This window comes from Kosakonia arachidis (assembly GCF_900116535.1).
Lineage (GTDB): Bacteria > Pseudomonadota > Gammaproteobacteria > Enterobacterales > Enterobacteriaceae > Kosakonia > Kosakonia arachidis.
The window spans coordinates 1-15091 of record NZ_FPAU01000002.1; the positions used below are offsets into that span (position 1 = coordinate 1).

The following is a 15091-nucleotide window of genomic DNA, read 5'->3' on the forward strand; positions in this document are numbered from 1 at the left end:
GCGGGCGTTCTCCTCTTCAAGTGACTTAAGCCGCTTTACCTCAGGGACTTCCATGCCGCCAAACCTATTGCGCCAGGCATAGAAAGTAGCGTCTGAAATAGCATGCTTGCGGCAGAGTTCCCGGGCAGAAACCCCGGCTTCGGCCTCGCGGAGGATACTGATAATCTGTTCGTCGGAAAAACGCTTCTTCATGGGGGTGTCCTCATGTGGCTTATGAAGACATTACTAACATCACGGTGTATTAATCAACGGGGAGCAGGTCACGGAAACGCCCAGACGGTCAGATACTTCGGCGACGGAATAACCGCTGACGGACGGCTTCTTCCTTAAATTCAGGTGTAAATCGCGGTGTGCCCATACGCTCCTCCTTGTATCTCGAAAGTGGATTACTATGAACTGGCTTAGATTTGGCAAGGTCTGTGTAGTCCGATTCCTCCCGGGGTTATTGAAGCCCGCAGCATAGCGATTGACGCACAGGCTGAGCCGTTCATCTGAAGCCCGAACAGTTGTCCGAACTTCAAATCGTATTGGCAAGGAGGGGTATAGATGAGCGTGTCAAATCAACGTTGTGCAGGCATAGATGTTTCAAAAGGTACTCTGGATATTGCAATCAGCAATATTGCCAGCCAGTTCACTGTACCAAATGGAACTGATGGTTTTACTCAAGTTCTCAGGGAGTTAAAGAGAAATGAAACAAGGTTGATCCTCATGGAAGCGACAGGGGGGCTGGAGTCAGGTGTGGCTTGTTATCTTCAATCAGAAGGCTTTGACGTTGTCGTCATTAATCCCGCCAGGCTCGAGATTTTGCCCGTGCAATGGGCTATCTGGCGAAGACTGATCGTATAGATGCCAGAGTATTGCTTCAGATGTCGGAAGTTATTAACCAGCACCCGGAACGGGAAAAATACATTCGTCCCATGCCTGATGCCCACAGGCAGATTCTGGCTGCGATGGTGGCCAGACGCAGACAGCTAACAGCCATGCTTACAGCCGAACGAAACCGATTACATCCCTCGCATCCTCTGAGCCATGCAAGCATTAGATCAATTATTTCGGCCCTGAAGGGCGAGTTGGCGCGTATTGAAGGTGAAATGGCGATTCACATCAAGAAGCATTTCAGTGAATTATCCGAGCTTCTGAACGCAGTTAAAGGCGTTGGAACTGCGACAGTCGCCGTGCTACTGGCAGAAGTTCCGGAACTTGGCTCACTGTCACGACGAGAAATTAGCGCCCTTATTGGGGTTGCTCCAGTAAACAGGGATTCCGGTACGATGCGCGGTCGCCGAACAGTATTCGGAGGGCGAGCTTCAGTCCGTACAGCGCTCTATATGTCAGCCCTGGTTGGGACGAGGCACAACCCGATAATTAAAGAGTTCTATACACGCCTGGTTGCCGCAGGAAAACCCAAAAAAGTTGCACTGACGGCCTGCATAAGAAAATTGTTGACCATACTGAACGCAATGCTGAAAAAGAATGAAGCATGGGATCCAATGTATCACCAACATGCTTCGTAAACGGGCGCTAAAGACAGTTGCTATGCTCAAACTATAGGGCAGGATTGTCTACCGTGGCGGGGTCAGTCCAACTCACCTTAGTCGCGTGTCCACTAATGATGGGTAGGATCAGAGATCCTCATTGGCAGTGGTACTAAAAACTGAAGGGACTACACATCAAGTTAAAGATAAATTCTCTCTTATTTCCAATAAAATATGCGAAAAATCCTTGTAATTTAAAGCGAGTGAAATATAACCATCTATTACTATCTTTGACGCCTTATATAGTTTTTATAACTAAGTCGATGATTAATATCATAGCGATTATTCATTGATGAACTCTCCAATTAGTTTTTTGTCGGTGTTATTTAGTTTAATCCGGTACGGAAAATATTTGTAGCAGGCTTCTTCATGGTCTGCAACTATAATGGTTCTGCCATCTTTCGAAAGATTTATAAAAAAAGTGGCTAAAGTATGTATTTCTAGAGTATTCAAACCTCGGAAGGGTTCATCTATACCATATACAAGGGCTTTTGATTTTAAAGATTTTAGTATTTTTATCCGTACATTTTCACCACCAGACAAAGTAGCTATAGCTTGGCCTAGAATCAAATGTCCCAGTAAGATTTTTTTAGCATCAAGTAATATTTGACAAATATTATCGTCAAAGTCAAAATAAAAAATAGCTTCATCTAAAGTCATGTTCCATATATCAATAACACTTCTTTCCTTTATTCTAAATGTGCTTAACCTTTTATTGAACCCTGTACCATGACATTCCTTACATTCTATCTTTGAAATGGATTGAAAATCATTCCCGTGTGAAATATATCCAGAGCCATGACAATTTTGACAAACACCCTCATTACCTGTATGGTTTGAAAAGAAATTTTTATTTTTTTTGAATTTTTTTGAAAATAAATAAAAGATTTTATCTGAAAGTCCTAATGTTGTTGCTACATTTGAATTAGAGTTTCCGACTAGGGGTTTTTGGTTTATGTATATATAGTTTTTAAAATAATAAGGCAAATACTCTCTTAATAGAGTTGACTTGCCAACTCCTGAAATACCAATAACTAAATTTAGGTCTCGTTCATGAATTTTTATATCTACTCCATGATAATTATATATATCGCTATTTATCTTGATGTCAACGATGCTAGTATATTTTGGAATGTCTGATTTAAAAAAAACAGATTGTGATTTAGTGTACTCCTTGAAATCTACTCTTTCCCCTCCATATTTACCTCCACCCCACCCGAGAACAATAATATTATTTTCAGAGTTGTAAAACATGTCATGGTGATCGATCAAAATAAGTGTGTGATTTTTGGATAAAGAAATTATCTTGTCATACATAATTTCTTTTTCCTTTGTGGAAAGTCCAGCTAGAGGCTCATCGAGTACAATCAATAAATCCATTAATTGAGTATTAAAAACCTGAACTAACTTTATTCTTTGAAACTCTCCTCCTGACAAAGATGGTATCGTTCTGTTAAAAAATAAATATCCTAAATTTAATGATAAAGCCGTATTGGAAAAATCTAATAATCTTTGAAGAGAAAAAGTTAGCTTTTCACTTTCCGATGATGCCTTTACATCTTTCAACCATGGAACAATTTCGCAAAATGGAGTACACATTAACTCCCCGATGGATATGCCACTAATTTTAAAATCATGGTGTTTGTGCGAATATTTACGCCCATAACATTCAGAACATATTACTTCAGAAAAAAAACCACTACTAATTGATGCTGTTGGAAGCATTAATTTTCCGGTCATAATGCCAAAGTATCTAGTTGTCCTGCTTGATAATGAGTTTGTTTTCTTGAATCGAATGGTGTACTTATTATCACTTTCTCCATAGAGAATCGATTGTTGCTCATTTTTAGTTAATTGGAAGAATTTTTTATTGTAATCAATTCCAACATCCGAGCAATATTTTATTAATATATCAGAATAGAAATCTTTATATTTGCTCCAGCATCTGATTGGGATGTCTTTAATCTTTGAATTAAAATCAATTAATTTGAATAAATCTAATTTTTTTTCATATCCAATACCTAGGCATTTGGGACATGCATTTTCCTCTTTGTTAAGTATAAAAAATTCGTATGGCATATTTAAGAGAATAGAAAAAATTAATGCTATATGATGGTTTATATTGAAGTATGTTCCTATTGTGGAGCGTATATTATTATTTGTGTTGATTTGCTTAATAGGTACAGTCACACTCATATTTGAGTAGGACTTGACGCGGAAGTTGGGTTCAAATATTACATCAGAATACATTGAATTAAATTCATATAATCCAATTTGGGATATTGTATCATATGCAAGAGATGACTTACCGCTTCCAGATGGACCGGTAATAAGATTAACTGCCTTTTTTTTAATAATAACGTCTATGTTTTTTAAATTGTTAGTCTCAATTCCCTCAATCTTGATATATTCTGGTTTCATTATATTAATTGCTCTTTTTAATTATTCTATATAAATCCTCAATAAGAAAATTAAGTGTTTTCTTTGAATGTATACAGAACCTTTCATCTAGTGAGTTGATAGTATTCCCATTCTGGCAATGTGATGCATTAATAGGACATCCACCACCACATATGCCTAATGCCTCACATGATAAACATTCATCTTTATTTAAAGGTGTCAATTGTGACCATTCAATGAATAGCGGGTCAATATTTGCATTAAAAAATTCATCTTTAATCGAAGTCTTAAAATACTTTCTTTCGGCAATACAGCCATGACAGACTCCAACACTTCCATCAGGTGTAATCACAATTTGAGATCCAGCCGTTGCTGCGCAATCTGAGAAATAGACTTTCGATTTGGAAAAAGCTTTAAGCTTTCGCATCATGCGATCTTCATAAATGCCAGCGGCTCGCAGATCATGAAATATATCAATAATAAAATCAGAGGCTTTGTTATTATATTCATCACTAACAATATATGACTCATCTGACATTAAAATATTAAACCCAAACCCTTTTATTTCATAATCAGATATTAATTTTAGTATCTTCTCCTTATCTTTAATCGTTTCTTCCGTTAATGTAACTGAAAGAGAGATGGCTACATCAAATTTCTTAGCCAAGTCCAGTATTTCTATAACTTTGGAATAAGTTTCCCTTCCCGCAACATCTATACGTTGTGCATTTGCTTCTTCAGAGCATCCATCAATAGAAATAGCGATAGACACCCCTAACTCCTTGAGACGCTTTAATCGATGCTCATTAAGTAAAAGACCATTTGTAATAACAGATAACTCGACATTTTTAAGAGCTGGCTCTATAAGAGTCAATTCTTTTACCCGTAACGCTACATATTCTAAAACAGAGAAATTGAGGAGTGGTTCACCTCCATAAAATATTATGGCAGGTTTATTGTCCGGATTGACGTTGCCAGATAACTGTATTTGTCTAATAAAAAAAGACAGTGACTGTTCAGCCATTTCTTTGGTCATTCTGTTGGATGAGAATTTTTCTCTCCTTTCTGGAACATTGTTACCTAAGAAACAATATTTACATGCTAAATTGCACTGTTCAGTTAAAATAAAATAACAAACATTAACTGATGGGGCTGGTATTCGTGACCGAACAAATTTTAAAACATTGTCATCTTCAGCATCACTTTGCGTGATTATTTTATATTTATCAAGTTCTTCAATTAGAGGTAATAAAGATGATGGGGCGGAATTTAAAGAAATAGAAGATTGATCATTCAAAAAAACCAGCAATTCTTTATACTGTTTTTTTGACAGATAAACAGGTTTCATTCGCAATGAATGGTATAATGCAACAGCATCATTAAGTTCAAAGCAATGAGTAAAACGAGATAAAGAAATCAATTTATTCAACCCACTCCATATCATCGTCGTCTAGATAGCCCCTACAGCTACATGCACAAGTACATGAATTGCATGCCACACACGCACACCTTGCCATTGTTGTTACATCAGCTAAAATAGAACCATATAATTCATTGAATTGATTTTCAGTAGCAACCATAATCAAAAACTCTCCCACTCGAAACCAGAAATAGTACTTCCAGTACAGGAACAGCGACAATTACACATACAGCCTGTACATTGCCCAATACATTGCGCAGCAAGTTCAATAGAGTCAAAATCAGGAATTTCACCATACATTTCAGAGTATGCGGCAAGACTATATTCAATCATATATCATTCATCCTATGAAAAAATTAAAACAGGAAAGTCAATTAGCATTTTAAACATACACTTTTTACATGGTTAATCAAGTTTGTTTAATACTATGATTTTTATGGATTTTAGCCGAACTGGAGATGGTTATAATTACCATACTCATGTAATTTATTGATTTTATTATTTTTATATGCCTATATCCTTCGTTTTAGTCATTAATAAAATCAGCTAATACCTGATACAGATCAAATCTATGATCCTGATCTTACCCACCATTAGTGGACACGCGACTAAGTGAGTAAACTCTCAGCCAGCGGTGATTACTCATGACAAAACCAGCATCGACCAGCAAAACGGCCCGTAAATAGTACACACCTGAATTTCTCGATGAAGCCCTGAAACTAGCTGAGCATATTGGTATCGCTGCCGCTGCCCGTGAACTCAGCCTGTATGAATCCCTGCTCTATACCTGGCGCAGTAAACAACAGCAACAGATGACCTCGTCAGAGCGCGAGAATGAACTGGCTGCCGAAAATGCGCGCCTGAAGTGCCAACTGGTGAAGCGTGATGAAGAACTAGCTATTCTCTAAAAGGCCGCGACATACTTCGCGAAGCGCCTGAAATTAAGCATATCTTCATCGAAAACATCAGGCTGAGTTCCGTGTCAAAGCCATGTGACGGGCACTTTTTCTGGGAATTTTTCAGCACGTACGTGGGGGCGCTTAGAATGCTAACAAACGACTGCTTTCCGTCGCCTTCCAATTGCACGTTTTCACACTGTGGAAAATTAGCCTTGGTTTTTCTGGCAGACCATCCCAATGTTGGTCTCGTTTTCTGGCAGAGGTCAGATGTGGCGATAGCAATGGCGACTTTTGTCCACGGACATGTTCCAACAACGCAGCAGGATCATACAAGTGATGCATGATATTACCCGGTCTGCAAAATGCCTTTTTCTGGCTTGCTTCTTTTCGGCGTTTCCAGGTATAGTTTTCCCGCAGCCGCAAAATCGGCAGCCGGGCGTAGGAACCCGAGCGAAACAAAGGCGACACCAGACGCGCCATGCGTCTTTTTTGTGTCTGTGCTCTCGTGCACCCATTATTTGCGCACTGTTTTTTAGCCGTTGCAGCATCTTCATAATGGTGGCTCGGGCAGGGCAGCCTTCGGGCTGGCCGGTTTCCTTTGTTGCCGGTATTCCTACCCCCGTCCGGGCTACCACCCATGAGCGTAGGAACTCCGGTGGTAGCTGTATTCAGCTAACAAAGGAGGTTGCCCTTATGGCTACGACCCTCACCCTTGACGATCTCAGACATCTTGAACACCTGCGCAATATCGGCCATCTGGTCAGTGAACTGGCAGCGGAACAGGACAAGGCGACCGCCCGCCGCGATCCGGCTGAGCGTCTGCAACTTCTTTCCCTGATTTACCTGATGACGGATCAACTCGATGCCGTGATCGAGCGCTGCAATCAGCGCTGGCTCGACGGGGAGGAACAGGAATGAAGCAGCCGTTACCGCCCGTACCGCGCCCTGCGCTTCACCGACCGCAGCGGCGGTGTCTCCCGTCGCCGGGTTATCCTGCACTTCCCCGAACAGATTGCACCGGAGGAGCGCGATCCGCACCTGAAGGATAACTTCGCCTAGAACACGCTCAGCCTCAGCATGTTCGACAAGACTTGTCGAACATGCTGAAGGAGTATGGCCTGAACTATGAAAAGCGCCGGACAAATAAGGGGATGCAGACTAACCTGATGCTGAAAGAGGAAAGCAACGGCGACTGGTGAGAGTGCGCAGTACACCGCCTGGTCGCGCAATGGCCGAACAACTGAAATCAGAGGGGAAAACGCTCAACGAGTTAGTCGCTAAAAAAGCTAAATCCCTGTTTGGCTCCCAGGCAAACTTTAATAGCCTCACTGAAGTACAAAAAAATCAAATATATGCGGGTATTGTGGAATCCGCGGGCAAGTCCAACCCGCAAGTGAACATGAAAATGATGCAGCTCTCACGTTTAGGAAAAGGGCTCGTCGTTCTCTCGATTGCAATTTCTGTTTATGAAATTTATACCGCTGACGATAAGGTCTCAGAATCGGGGCGGCAAATAGCGATAAACAGCGCAGGTATTGCCGATGCTGCCGCAGGCGGCGCGATGGCGGGATTGATGTGTGGGCCAGGTGCACCTGTTTGCGTACTTATCGGCGGCTTTGTCGGCGGAGCTCTTGCCGCATGGGAAATGGGGCGTTTGTGGAATTGATTATGCAACAGGTTAATTCAATATCGCTGGTGAAGGTTCACGAAGCGACTGATTTATCTCAGGCTCAGTCTGACGTTGTGCTCAGTGGCAATAACACAGGCATTATTGTACCAGGGCAAATACTGGAAGCGGCAGTGCAGGTAAATGATCAGCGTTATATCCTTTTTCTGACGGATGACGTTATTTTTGAGGAATCACTGACAATTGCCCTTATCGATATTAACGATGGCGTTAAAGAGATCGTCCGTTTGGGTAATGAGTACGCGACAGGAAGTTTTGAGGGATTATCCGTTACAGCGGATAGCATCAATTTCAGGTTTATTGGTGATTCTCTCTGGACAATCAAAACCGTTGACTCACCACGCTTGAGGCTTCCTTTTGGTTCAGATCCGAAGGGTGTGAAACGAGAAGCTGGACTGAAAAAATACATGATCATTTCGGCCACTCCTGCACCTGAGAAAATTCGCTGACGCTATTTTCACCAAAGCGCGGAGCGTTCTAAAGGGTACTGACATTGATCTAATGTGAAGAGTCTACTATTCACTCTTCACTTACTCATCACTACTTATCTATTTGATAAATAAATAATAGAAGTCACAGTGAACAGTGTGCATAGCTAAACGAAAAAAAAGAATTTTCCCCTACCTGCTGCGTGACCGGCAACATCCTGAGATGGTCAAAAATTGGCAAATACATTATGTGACATTCGGTATGACATTCCATAATGGGTACACGTTTAGGTACACCGTATACTGTGCTCCATTAAACGTGTACCCATTATGGAATGGCTCCAGACATGGCGAGCATCACACGCCCCCTCACTAACAACGAAATCCTAAACCATCCCAAAAGCATCTACACAATTTTTAACGATAGATTAATGGTCTTTATTTATTCGCAGAAACTCATTCAATCGACTTCCTACTGCAATACACTTAGCCTCTACCATGCTGATATAATAATATGAAGGATTTGGCATATGCTCCATCATCCAGGGAAGTTCTTCTGAATATTCATTATCAGAGGTAGAGATCATCCATACAGGTTCACCACATAGTGTCATAGGACTGGCTTCGTGGTAACGCTCATCCCAGCCTCGCCCGTTTTGTTCGGCATAATCTTTTGCTATCTGTATTGCTTTCTCCTGCGTAATCATTACTGAGCTCCATACCAGACACTGTACATAATCCCCCCGACCGTCACGGGCCCCAGGAGCATTCCTGCGGCCTCCTGTCGTAGAAGGGAAAAAGTTATCTCATAGGTATTCCCCAAGGGAAATTTAAAACCCTGAACAATATATTCTGCACTCATTCCCCTTGCTCTTAGCAAACCAATAGTTTCGGCCAGGGCTTCTTCAAGATAGCGTAATATGTAAGACTTTGAATAAGCGGATTGTCTCATAAAGACCCGTAACTCACGCAGCAGATAGAACTTAGGGGCAATCGCCATATGGACTTGCTCGTGATAAAGCGTGGTGAGCATTTTAAGGTAGGCTTCATCTTTTGACATAGCTCCCGGATAGAAGTTACGACCAACCACAGCATCACCCCAGGGTTTTGTTGCCCCCTGTATGACATCCTTGTATTTGGTAATTTTTATTTTTGGTGTATAACGCCATCCACCATTCCGGGGTAGATTCATGCGCGAAGCAATCTCTCCACTATAACGGGGCATAACGACACCCCTTAGAGGTTTTTTAAAAGTATCACCAGGTTTCTTTCTGAACAGCAGTACCAGGACAGTATTAACACCGATGAGGGTGATAGCTTCTGCCAAATCTTTAGCAGCATCATCTAGGTCTGCCTCTGTTCTGGCATTGTTAGTTTTGATAGCAAAGTCATACAGCTTTTTCCCGGCTTCCAAAGCAACACCACCTATCGCAACCCACCCTACTACCAGCAGTATGACATCAGCGATCTCGCCAATACCAAAGAAGTGAGCACCAGCCCATATCACGACCACACTAGCCATGGTCGCCAGCGCTTGTGGAGTGATCATAGCCAGAAGCTGTTCCCCGACATCAGCTGGTAACAACGATGCTGCTTTGGTAAGAACTACCTGCAATTTTGACTGCAAATCCATCCGGATAACGTCCATTGATATTCCTCATGGCAAGCAATGCAATCGATTATAAGACCGTCAGAAAGTAAGGTCTTAGGGTTTTATCTGATTATGCTTCGTTGGTAATCCCCCCATTTTTAACAGTGCTGATAAGTAGAATCAGTTAGGTGCTGAATATGCCGCATCGGCATGAAGCCATTCAGTACCATATTCGGTCACTCCTGGTTATAGAACCATTGATCCTACCCGCCAATAGTTAACCCGCGTTCTTCGTTTCATGGCAACGCCCCCCTTGATTAAGGATAGCGTTACATCACCCCGTTGGATTCACAACTTTAATCGAAAGTTTTTCAATTTATTGTTGGGAGCGGCAAAAATGCCGCCCCGAGTTATATGCGAAAATCAGAGTGATACTAAGGATTAGCATACTCTAAAATTTCTTCCCCCATGAGAGTACAGTCATTGAGAAAGATTAATCTCATCCGATATTTTCCTTTATAGATATAACCCCAGGTCTGCAATACATCAAAATATTGCGATTTATTTTCCGGATTTTGCATCTTCGCTAATGCAGTTACATCTTTATCAACCTCAGCCCTGTCATCGTTGTCCCGATAAAAAGCCAGCAGTTTATTTGCTTCTGTTATTGCCTGAGCTTTACAAGTTAACGCAGACTGTTTCGCAGCAGCCAAAGACGGAAAAGTTATAGAACACAATAATAATGTTAGAATGCCAGTTGATACTTTCATATTATTCCAAGCTCTCTCTTCGCTCTTATCAACGCCCCTTTCCTTTCTTCGAGACCGTTGTAGCCACCGTTCACGAGAAGGGTTACTTTATTTACGTCATCCCTGTCTGCTACCGCATTCACATGCCTGAGATCCCAATAATAACACGCTGCCTTAACGGCAACATATGGGTTCCTTGCAACGATAGTGGGATCGGTTACATAATCTTTCTCAAACTGGCTTCCGAAATTCGTATAATTTTCTCTACCTGTCAGATGTAATAACCCACGACCTATAAATTTTGGACCATCACCTACTTCTGTATTACCTAAATTACGTCCTATCCGCGTTCCTGCATCATATTCTCTGCCACCATCTCTTGGAAACTTCGGTTAATATGGAAAAGTTTGCAGTTTCAACACAAGCTTGCGCTATAAAATGAGCGGCTCTTAATTCTGTATTTATTCCATAAACGGTAAACCATTGGTTCAAATGTGGTGCTATGGCATGAACATTGTAATGCTGTGAATTTAGCAGGCTTTCTATATGCCGATAATGCCTGGCTATATTCCAAAGCATCTCTGCTGTGATATCAACCATTTGCCTTTCCCTTTTCTTATATCCCATAATCATTTTAACTACCGCGATTGAGCATTTGGCAGGCATTTTTTGCTTTCGTTTGTAATCCAGGAAAATTCTTATTCTCTTCTTTTTCAGCGCCAGGAGGAACTAACATGCAACTGACTGATGACGATCAAGCAAACCACATCACTGTCTGGCACGCCTTATCAGAACTTTTCACCGGTCGGGAACGCCAGGCTATGACTATCGATGGATGGCTCAGGTTTTAAAGGAATCCGGGCTTAGCCGGGAGGAGATCTTTGTGATTCTGGATAATTAACTCGCGCCCGTTCAATTAACGCCTCTCCTAAATCGCATCCTGCCACATAACTGAAATAGTCTTTAAGGCGAATGCTGGAGACTCCGTTACCACAACCAATATCCAGTGCGGCATTAGTTGCGGGAGCCCGTTCTGCAAGATAACGGTACAGAGCCTGTGGATAGGTAATCTTGCTCCTGATTTTATCGTAAGCATTTGCATTCTTGTTGAACTGTTTCACGAGATATTCTCCAGTTACCCTCTTCACACCGCTTTGCCAGTATATCCCGTACCGGGAGATAACGTTCCCATGCCGGATATAACTGGCAAAAGGCCGCGCTATTGGCAATATAACGCTTCCGACAGCCTACGCTGAATACCCCCGCTTCATGCCCGAAGTGAACCGATAATACGGTTATTTTTTCAGATTCTTTCTGTGCGCCCGTAAATCATTTTTAGATGACAATCAACATGAATGCAAAGGTGCCAATAAAATATAATCAGCACGCAGATGCATTAGTTTTATACATAAACGTTGTGCCGTGTAAGGTATTTTCGGTCGACTTCGCATAACAGGGTATGACTCCGGCTATCTGCCACCCCTGGGAAAGATATAAATCGCTGGCTACATCTCCAGTGCGCGTATCCAGCACCAGTAAAGAGATGCCTTTTTTCCAGGCCATATCTTCAGCCCGATTCATTAATTCTCTGGCAATACCCTGACGACGAGCCTGTGGATGCACGAGGAGTTTGGATATTTCAGCACGATGGCGGCCATTGGGAATGCCGCAATAGTTAATGATGACGGTTGCCGCTAAAAAACCCTTATCGCGGGCGATTAATAACGCGCAATCGTGACTGGCAAGACTGTAAATTTTATCTTTCCAGAAACGGTCAATAGCCTCGCGATCATCGGGATCGGTAAAACCCACACTGGCTCCATCTTTTACACAAGACTGCAACACGTCACCTAATTCTGGTAAGCATTGATGTGCCTGTATGGCGCTGAGAAGTTCATATTCAATCATGATTTACATATCACCAAAATATAATGTGCACCGAGGCTCTGATGAGCGCTGAATGATGAAGAACCTGATAAATGAAAGCGCAAACTGTCGCCTTCTTTCAAATTCCATTTTTCAGTATTCATCGTAATCGTTAATTCACCTGCATATAACCATATATATTGCTCAAGCCCCTGAACGGGAGGGCTGGAATATTCAATGAAAGCGCCAGGGCGCAACTTTCCCTCAATCATCTCGCATCTGAACTGATTAGAAGGCGGTAATAACATGCGTCGCTCAAATCCATTAAGCTCATCCAGCCACAGGGGCTGTTGTTCTGCTCTGAAAAGATTATCTGCTGCCTGTTCAATCTCGCTAATCAACCGGGACATTGTCATACCGTATACAATACAGAGCTGGTTGAGCGCCTCCGCTGTCGGGCTGACTTCACCCCGTTCAATCCGTGATAAGGATGCCCTGCTGATGCCTGATGCAGAGGAAAGCGCGTCAAGTGACCAATTATGCTGTAAGCGCAGCGCAGCCAGACGTGCTGCCAATCTTGCCCTGTAATCCTGGTTGTTCATGTCATTTCTCTTATTTGAGATATTATTCCCATAAAAGAGAGATTACTGATTACTGAAACCCTGTCAAGCGCTATGGCAAAGCGTGAGTTTTTACTACTATGCAGGCGTGACAACCGCAAAGCGCCAGCCGCAGGCCGGGGGAATCCAGGTTCTGGCCTGTCTGAACGAACATCAGTGCGATAAGACGCTGGCGACAGCGGCTCAGGCCGCAGGGCCTGGTGTCAGGGCGCTCAGTGAATGGGATGCAGGCACACGGCTGAATCACATTACGCGTTCGCCTGGTCGCCGATCATCCCCCTCTGCGCAGCCCTTTCAGTAATGCCTGTGTCGCAGCAGACGATTTTCCGCATGGCGAACAAACCAGACCAAATTCACGCTGAACAGCAGGTGTCACCGGCACCACGCACAAACCGCGTAATTCAACCAGCAGGGCAGATTCAGGGACCAGCGCGACGCCCATACCTTCCCGTACCAGCAGGCAGGCGCTGCTCCAGTCGCGCACTTTCACACGTACGTCAGAGAGCTGCAAACCTGCCTGCTCCATCAGACTTTTTCCATTGACAACACATCCGCCGGTGGCGAGAACAAAGGGTTGGTCTGCCAGTTTTTCCAGCGTTATGCCGCTCGTACCGGCATGACGTCCCAGCGGATGACCGGCTGGCATTACTGCTACCCATACATCCTGCCCTAATATGACGTCGGCTCGTCCTGGTTGCGGGTTCATTACCACGCCCAGCTCAACGGTGTCTGCGGCAAGCCACTCCTCGACTTCCTCGTCCGTACCTTCCAGCACCACCACTTCCATGCCCGGGTGCAGGCGCTTAAAGTCGCGCAGCAGTCCAGGCAACAATGTCGATGTCACGGAAGGAAAGCTGGCAAGGCGAATGCGGCCGCCCTGTAAACCCCGGCTCTCATCCGCCAATACGCGGATCGCATTAAGCCGCGCCAGCATGCTCCTTGCATGCTCGACAACCTGTTCCCCCAGCGCGGTGACAGCGATATATCGACGCTCACGCGTAAATACCGCGAACCCAAGTGAAGCCTCTAACTGCGCGATAGCCTGGCTGGCACCGGACTGGGTCATTCCAACCTCCTCAGCGGCACGCGAGATATTGCTGGCATCTGCCACTGCGACCAGTAAGCGCCAGTGCAAAAGATTCATCATAAGTATCAGTAGTTCAGCTAATAGCTAATTTATGAAACATTAATTTTACAGCGCGAGACGCTTTAATCACAGTGTATTGAGGATCGCGCTGAATGTTACGCGACAGCTTTTCAATTTACCGGAGAGAGAGCATGAAATTGTATTACGCCCCGAACACCTGTTCGCTTTCACCACACATTGTGCTGCGTGAACTCGGGCTGGCGTTTGAACTGGTCAAAGTGGATAACAGGAGCAAACTCACTGCGGACGGACACGATTTCCGGACCATTAACCCTAAAGGCTATGTCGCTGCACTGGAACTGGATAACGGTCAGATACTCACCGAAGGCCCGGCCATTGTGCAGTACCTCGCCGACATAAAACCGGAAAGCGGGCTGGCGCCGCGAGCGGGCAGCTGGGCGCGGGTGCGTCTGCAGGAGTGGCTGAACTTTATCACCAGTGAAATACACGCAGGCTCAGCACCGCTGTTCAACACCACGCTACCGGAAGAGGTCAGAACGGTTTTTCGTGAGAAGCTCTTCCGGCGCTTCGATTTCCTTGAGTATACACTCAACGATAAACCCTATCTGACCGGTTCGTCGTTCAGCGTCGCTGATGCCTACCTTTTCACCGTGCTGGGCTGGTGTAAATTCTTCTCCTTCGAACTGAATCGCTGGCCCGCCCTGTTAGCGTATAAGAGAAAGATCAATGCGCGTCCTGCTGTACAGGCAGCATTACTTGCAGAAGCGTCGCAATAAGTTCGCAGAGAC

At 43.7% G+C, this 15091-nt stretch carries 20 protein-coding genes and 6 pseudogenes; 11 read left to right on the forward strand and 15 right to left on the reverse strand.

Annotation, left to right across the window (positions count from 1 at the left end; translation table 11 throughout):
• Both BM427_RS08030 and BM427_RS25255 read right to left on the reverse strand, forming a co-directional pair.
• The coding region (locus BM427_RS08030; RefSeq protein WP_139234393.1) for a transposase at positions 1–192 on the reverse strand (192 nt) is incomplete at its 3' end.
• A 72-nt stretch (positions 193–264) separates the two neighbouring features.
• Positions 265–358: pseudogene (locus tag BM427_RS25255) on the reverse strand (transposase); the annotation flags it as partial.
• A 188-nt stretch (positions 359–546) separates the two neighbouring features.
• Between BM427_RS25255 and BM427_RS08035 the strand changes: the two are divergent.
• A pseudogene (locus BM427_RS08035) lies at positions 547–1514 on the forward strand (IS110 family RNA-guided transposase).
• A 303-nt stretch (positions 1515–1817) separates the two neighbouring features.
• Here the strand turns inward: BM427_RS08035 and BM427_RS08040 are convergent.
• The 4 genes from BM427_RS08040 to BM427_RS26320 are packed head-to-tail and all read right to left on the reverse strand — an operon-like array spanning position 1818 to position 5688.
• Entirely contained in the window at positions 1818–3956 is a 2139-nt protein-coding gene (locus BM427_RS08040; protein ID WP_090120736.1) for an ATP-binding cassette domain-containing protein, read from the reverse strand.
• A gap of 4 nt (positions 3957–3960) precedes the next feature.
• Positions 3961–5364 (reverse strand): FibroRumin system radical SAM peptide maturase, encoded by a 1404-nt coding sequence (locus tag BM427_RS08045; protein ID WP_208809135.1) that lies wholly within the window; start codon positions 5362–5364, stop codon positions 3961–3963.
• On the reverse strand, positions 5357–5515 hold the full coding sequence (locus BM427_RS26315) for a FibroRumin family radical SAM-modified Cys-rich RiPP (RefSeq protein WP_090120737.1): 159 nt from the start codon (positions 5513–5515) through the stop codon (positions 5357–5359). Before BM427_RS26315 ends, BM427_RS08045 begins: the two co-directional genes overlap by 8 nt.
• 2 nt (positions 5516–5517) lie before the next feature.
• Positions 5518–5688: a FibroRumin family radical SAM-modified Cys-rich RiPP gene (locus tag BM427_RS26320; RefSeq protein ID WP_090120739.1), complete on the reverse strand. Its 171-nt coding sequence runs from the start codon at positions 5686–5688 to the stop codon at positions 5518–5520.
• Between the two features lie 311 nt (positions 5689–5999).
• Between BM427_RS26320 and BM427_RS08060 the strand changes: the two are divergent.
• The 7 genes and pseudogenes from BM427_RS08060 to BM427_RS08085 form a co-directional block, all read left to right on the forward strand.
• Positions 6000–6348: pseudogene (locus BM427_RS08060) on the forward strand (transposase); the annotation flags it as partial.
• A gap of 268 nt (positions 6349–6616) precedes the next feature.
• The gene (locus tag BM427_RS26470) at positions 6617–6790 is read left to right on the forward strand and encodes an ash family protein (protein WP_090120740.1); all 174 of its coding nucleotides are present in this window, start codon (positions 6617–6619) and stop codon (positions 6788–6790) included.
• A pseudogene (locus tag BM427_RS26475) lies at positions 6744–6905 on the forward strand (ash family protein); the annotation flags it as partial. The gene BM427_RS26470 and the pseudogene BM427_RS26475, both read left to right, overlap by 47 nt.
• A gap of 42 nt (positions 6906–6947) precedes the next feature.
• Positions 6948–7172, forward strand: coding sequence for a hypothetical protein (locus tag BM427_RS25965; RefSeq protein ID WP_244316638.1), 225 nt, complete (start codon positions 6948–6950; stop codon positions 7170–7172).
• A gap of 141 nt (positions 7173–7313) precedes the next feature.
• Positions 7314–7453 (forward strand): annotated as a pseudogene (locus BM427_RS26480) (primase-like DNA-binding domain-containing protein); the annotation flags it as partial.
• A gap of 29 nt (positions 7454–7482) precedes the next feature.
• On the forward strand, positions 7483–7920 hold the full coding sequence (locus BM427_RS08080) for a hypothetical protein (RefSeq protein ID WP_175539133.1): 438 nt from the start codon (positions 7483–7485) through the stop codon (positions 7918–7920).
• A 2-nt stretch (positions 7921–7922) separates the two neighbouring features.
• Positions 7923–8390 carry a hypothetical protein gene (locus tag BM427_RS08085; RefSeq protein ID WP_090120743.1) on the forward strand — a complete coding sequence of 156 codons (468 nt, stop codon included), beginning with the start codon at positions 7923–7925 and terminating at the stop codon, positions 8388–8390.
• Positions 8391–8797: 407 nt separating this feature from the next.
• On the opposite strand, the gene BM427_RS08090 is transcribed toward BM427_RS08085, so the two are convergent.
• The 5 genes from BM427_RS08090 to BM427_RS08110 form a co-directional block, all read right to left on the reverse strand.
• The gene (locus BM427_RS08090; protein WP_090120744.1) at positions 8798–9076 is read right to left on the reverse strand and encodes a hypothetical protein; all 279 of its coding nucleotides are present in this window, start codon (positions 9074–9076) and stop codon (positions 8798–8800) included.
• A complete protein-coding gene (locus tag BM427_RS08095; protein WP_090120746.1) occupies positions 9076–10017 on the reverse strand; it encodes a hypothetical protein in 942 nt (313 codons plus the stop codon). Before BM427_RS08095 ends, BM427_RS08090 begins: the two co-directional genes overlap by 1 nt.
• 377 nt (positions 10018–10394) lie before the next feature.
• Positions 10395–10730, reverse strand: a complete 336-nt coding sequence (locus tag BM427_RS08100; protein ID WP_090120748.1) for a hypothetical protein — start codon at positions 10728–10730, stop codon at positions 10395–10397.
• Positions 10727–11053, reverse strand: coding sequence for a glycoside hydrolase family 19 protein (locus tag BM427_RS26325; RefSeq protein WP_090120749.1), 327 nt, complete (start codon positions 11051–11053; stop codon positions 10727–10729). The genes BM427_RS08100 and BM427_RS26325 overlap by 4 nt, the downstream gene beginning before the upstream one ends.
• A 13-nt stretch (positions 11054–11066) precedes the next feature.
• Positions 11067–11309 carry a hypothetical protein gene (locus tag BM427_RS08110; RefSeq protein ID WP_139234394.1) on the reverse strand — a complete coding sequence of 81 codons (243 nt, stop codon included), beginning with the start codon at positions 11307–11309 and terminating at the stop codon, positions 11067–11069.
• Between the two features lie 134 nt (positions 11310–11443).
• On the opposite strand from BM427_RS08110, the pseudogene BM427_RS26485 reads away from it, so the two are divergent.
• A pseudogene (locus BM427_RS26485) lies at positions 11444–11604 on the forward strand (DUF7079 family protein); the annotation flags it as partial.
• Here the strand turns inward: BM427_RS26485 and BM427_RS26330 are convergent.
• From BM427_RS26330 to BM427_RS08130, 3 genes are all read right to left on the reverse strand, one after another.
• Complete coding sequence (locus BM427_RS26330; protein ID WP_437438205.1) at positions 11573–11857, reverse strand: methyltransferase domain-containing protein; 285 nt, start codon at positions 11855–11857, stop codon at positions 11573–11575. The pseudogene BM427_RS26485 and the gene BM427_RS26330 sit on opposite strands and share 32 nt — an antisense overlap.
• Positions 11858–12089: 232 nt before the next feature.
• Positions 12090–12617: a GNAT family N-acetyltransferase gene (locus BM427_RS08125; protein WP_090120752.1), complete on the reverse strand. Its 528-nt coding sequence runs from the start codon at positions 12615–12617 to the stop codon at positions 12090–12092.
• Positions 12614–13177, reverse strand: coding sequence for a helix-turn-helix domain-containing protein (locus BM427_RS08130; protein ID WP_090120753.1), 564 nt, complete (start codon positions 13175–13177; stop codon positions 12614–12616). The genes BM427_RS08125 and BM427_RS08130 overlap by 4 nt, the downstream gene beginning before the upstream one ends.
• An 82-nt stretch (positions 13178–13259) precedes the next feature.
• Between BM427_RS08130 and BM427_RS08135 the strand changes: the two genes are divergently transcribed.
• Positions 13260–13496, forward strand: a complete 237-nt coding sequence (locus tag BM427_RS08135; protein WP_090120756.1) for a hypothetical protein — start codon at positions 13260–13262, stop codon at positions 13494–13496.
• Here the strand turns inward: BM427_RS08135 and BM427_RS08140 are convergent.
• Positions 13467–14342 carry a LysR family transcriptional regulator gene (locus BM427_RS08140; protein ID WP_090120759.1) on the reverse strand — a complete coding sequence of 292 codons (876 nt, stop codon included), beginning with the start codon at positions 14340–14342 and terminating at the stop codon, positions 13467–13469. The genes BM427_RS08135 and BM427_RS08140 overlap by 30 nt on opposite strands.
• 131 nt (positions 14343–14473) lie before the next feature.
• Between BM427_RS08140 and gstA the strand changes: the two genes are divergently transcribed.
• Positions 14474–15079 carry a glutathione transferase GstA gene (gene gstA, locus BM427_RS08145; protein WP_090120761.1) on the forward strand — a complete coding sequence of 202 codons (606 nt, stop codon included), beginning with the start codon at positions 14474–14476 and terminating at the stop codon, positions 15077–15079.
• The last annotated feature ends 12 nt before the right edge of the window (positions 15080–15091 follow it).

Excerpts from the sequence above, each read along its gene's own strand:
- BM427_RS08090 (WP_090120744.1), bottom strand. The coding sequence starts at position 9,076 with ATGATTACGCAGGAGAAAGCAATACAGATAGCAAAAGATTATGCCGAA.
- BM427_RS08095 (WP_090120746.1), bottom strand. The coding sequence starts at position 10,017 with ATGGACGTTATCCGGATGGATTTGCAGTCAAAATTGCAGGTAGTTCTT.
- BM427_RS08125 (WP_090120752.1), bottom strand. The coding sequence starts at position 12,617 with ATGATTGAATATGAACTTCTCAGCGCCATACAGGCACATCAATGCTTA.
- BM427_RS26315 (WP_090120737.1), bottom strand. The coding sequence starts at position 5,515 with ATGGTTGCTACTGAAAATCAATTCAATGAATTATATGGTTCTATTTTA.
- BM427_RS08110 (WP_139234394.1), bottom strand. The coding sequence starts at position 11,309 with ATGGTTGATATCACAGCAGAGATGCTTTGGAATATAGCCAGGCATTAT.
- BM427_RS26320 (WP_090120739.1), bottom strand. The coding sequence starts at position 5,688 with ATGATTGAATATAGTCTTGCCGCATACTCTGAAATGTATGGTGAAATT.
- BM427_RS25965 (WP_244316638.1), top strand. The coding sequence starts at position 6,948 with ATGGCTACGACCCTCACCCTTGACGATCTCAGACATCTTGAACACCTG.
- BM427_RS08080 (WP_175539133.1), top strand. The coding sequence starts at position 7,483 with ATGGCCGAACAACTGAAATCAGAGGGGAAAACGCTCAACGAGTTAGTC.
- BM427_RS26470 (WP_090120740.1), top strand. The coding sequence starts at position 6,617 with ATGCCTTTTTCTGGCTTGCTTCTTTTCGGCGTTTCCAGGTATAGTTTT.
- BM427_RS08040 (WP_090120736.1), bottom strand. The coding sequence starts at position 3,956 with ATGAAACCAGAATATATCAAGATTGAGGGAATTGAGACTAACAATTTA.
- gstA (WP_090120761.1), top strand. The coding sequence starts at position 14,474 with ATGAAATTGTATTACGCCCCGAACACCTGTTCGCTTTCACCACACATT.
- BM427_RS08130 (WP_090120753.1), bottom strand. The coding sequence starts at position 13,177 with ATGAACAACCAGGATTACAGGGCAAGATTGGCAGCACGTCTGGCTGCG.
- BM427_RS08085 (WP_090120743.1), top strand. The coding sequence starts at position 7,923 with ATGCAACAGGTTAATTCAATATCGCTGGTGAAGGTTCACGAAGCGACT.
- BM427_RS08100 (WP_090120748.1), bottom strand. The coding sequence starts at position 10,730 with ATGAAAGTATCAACTGGCATTCTAACATTATTATTGTGTTCTATAACT.
- BM427_RS08140 (WP_090120759.1), bottom strand. The coding sequence starts at position 14,342 with ATGATGAATCTTTTGCACTGGCGCTTACTGGTCGCAGTGGCAGATGCC.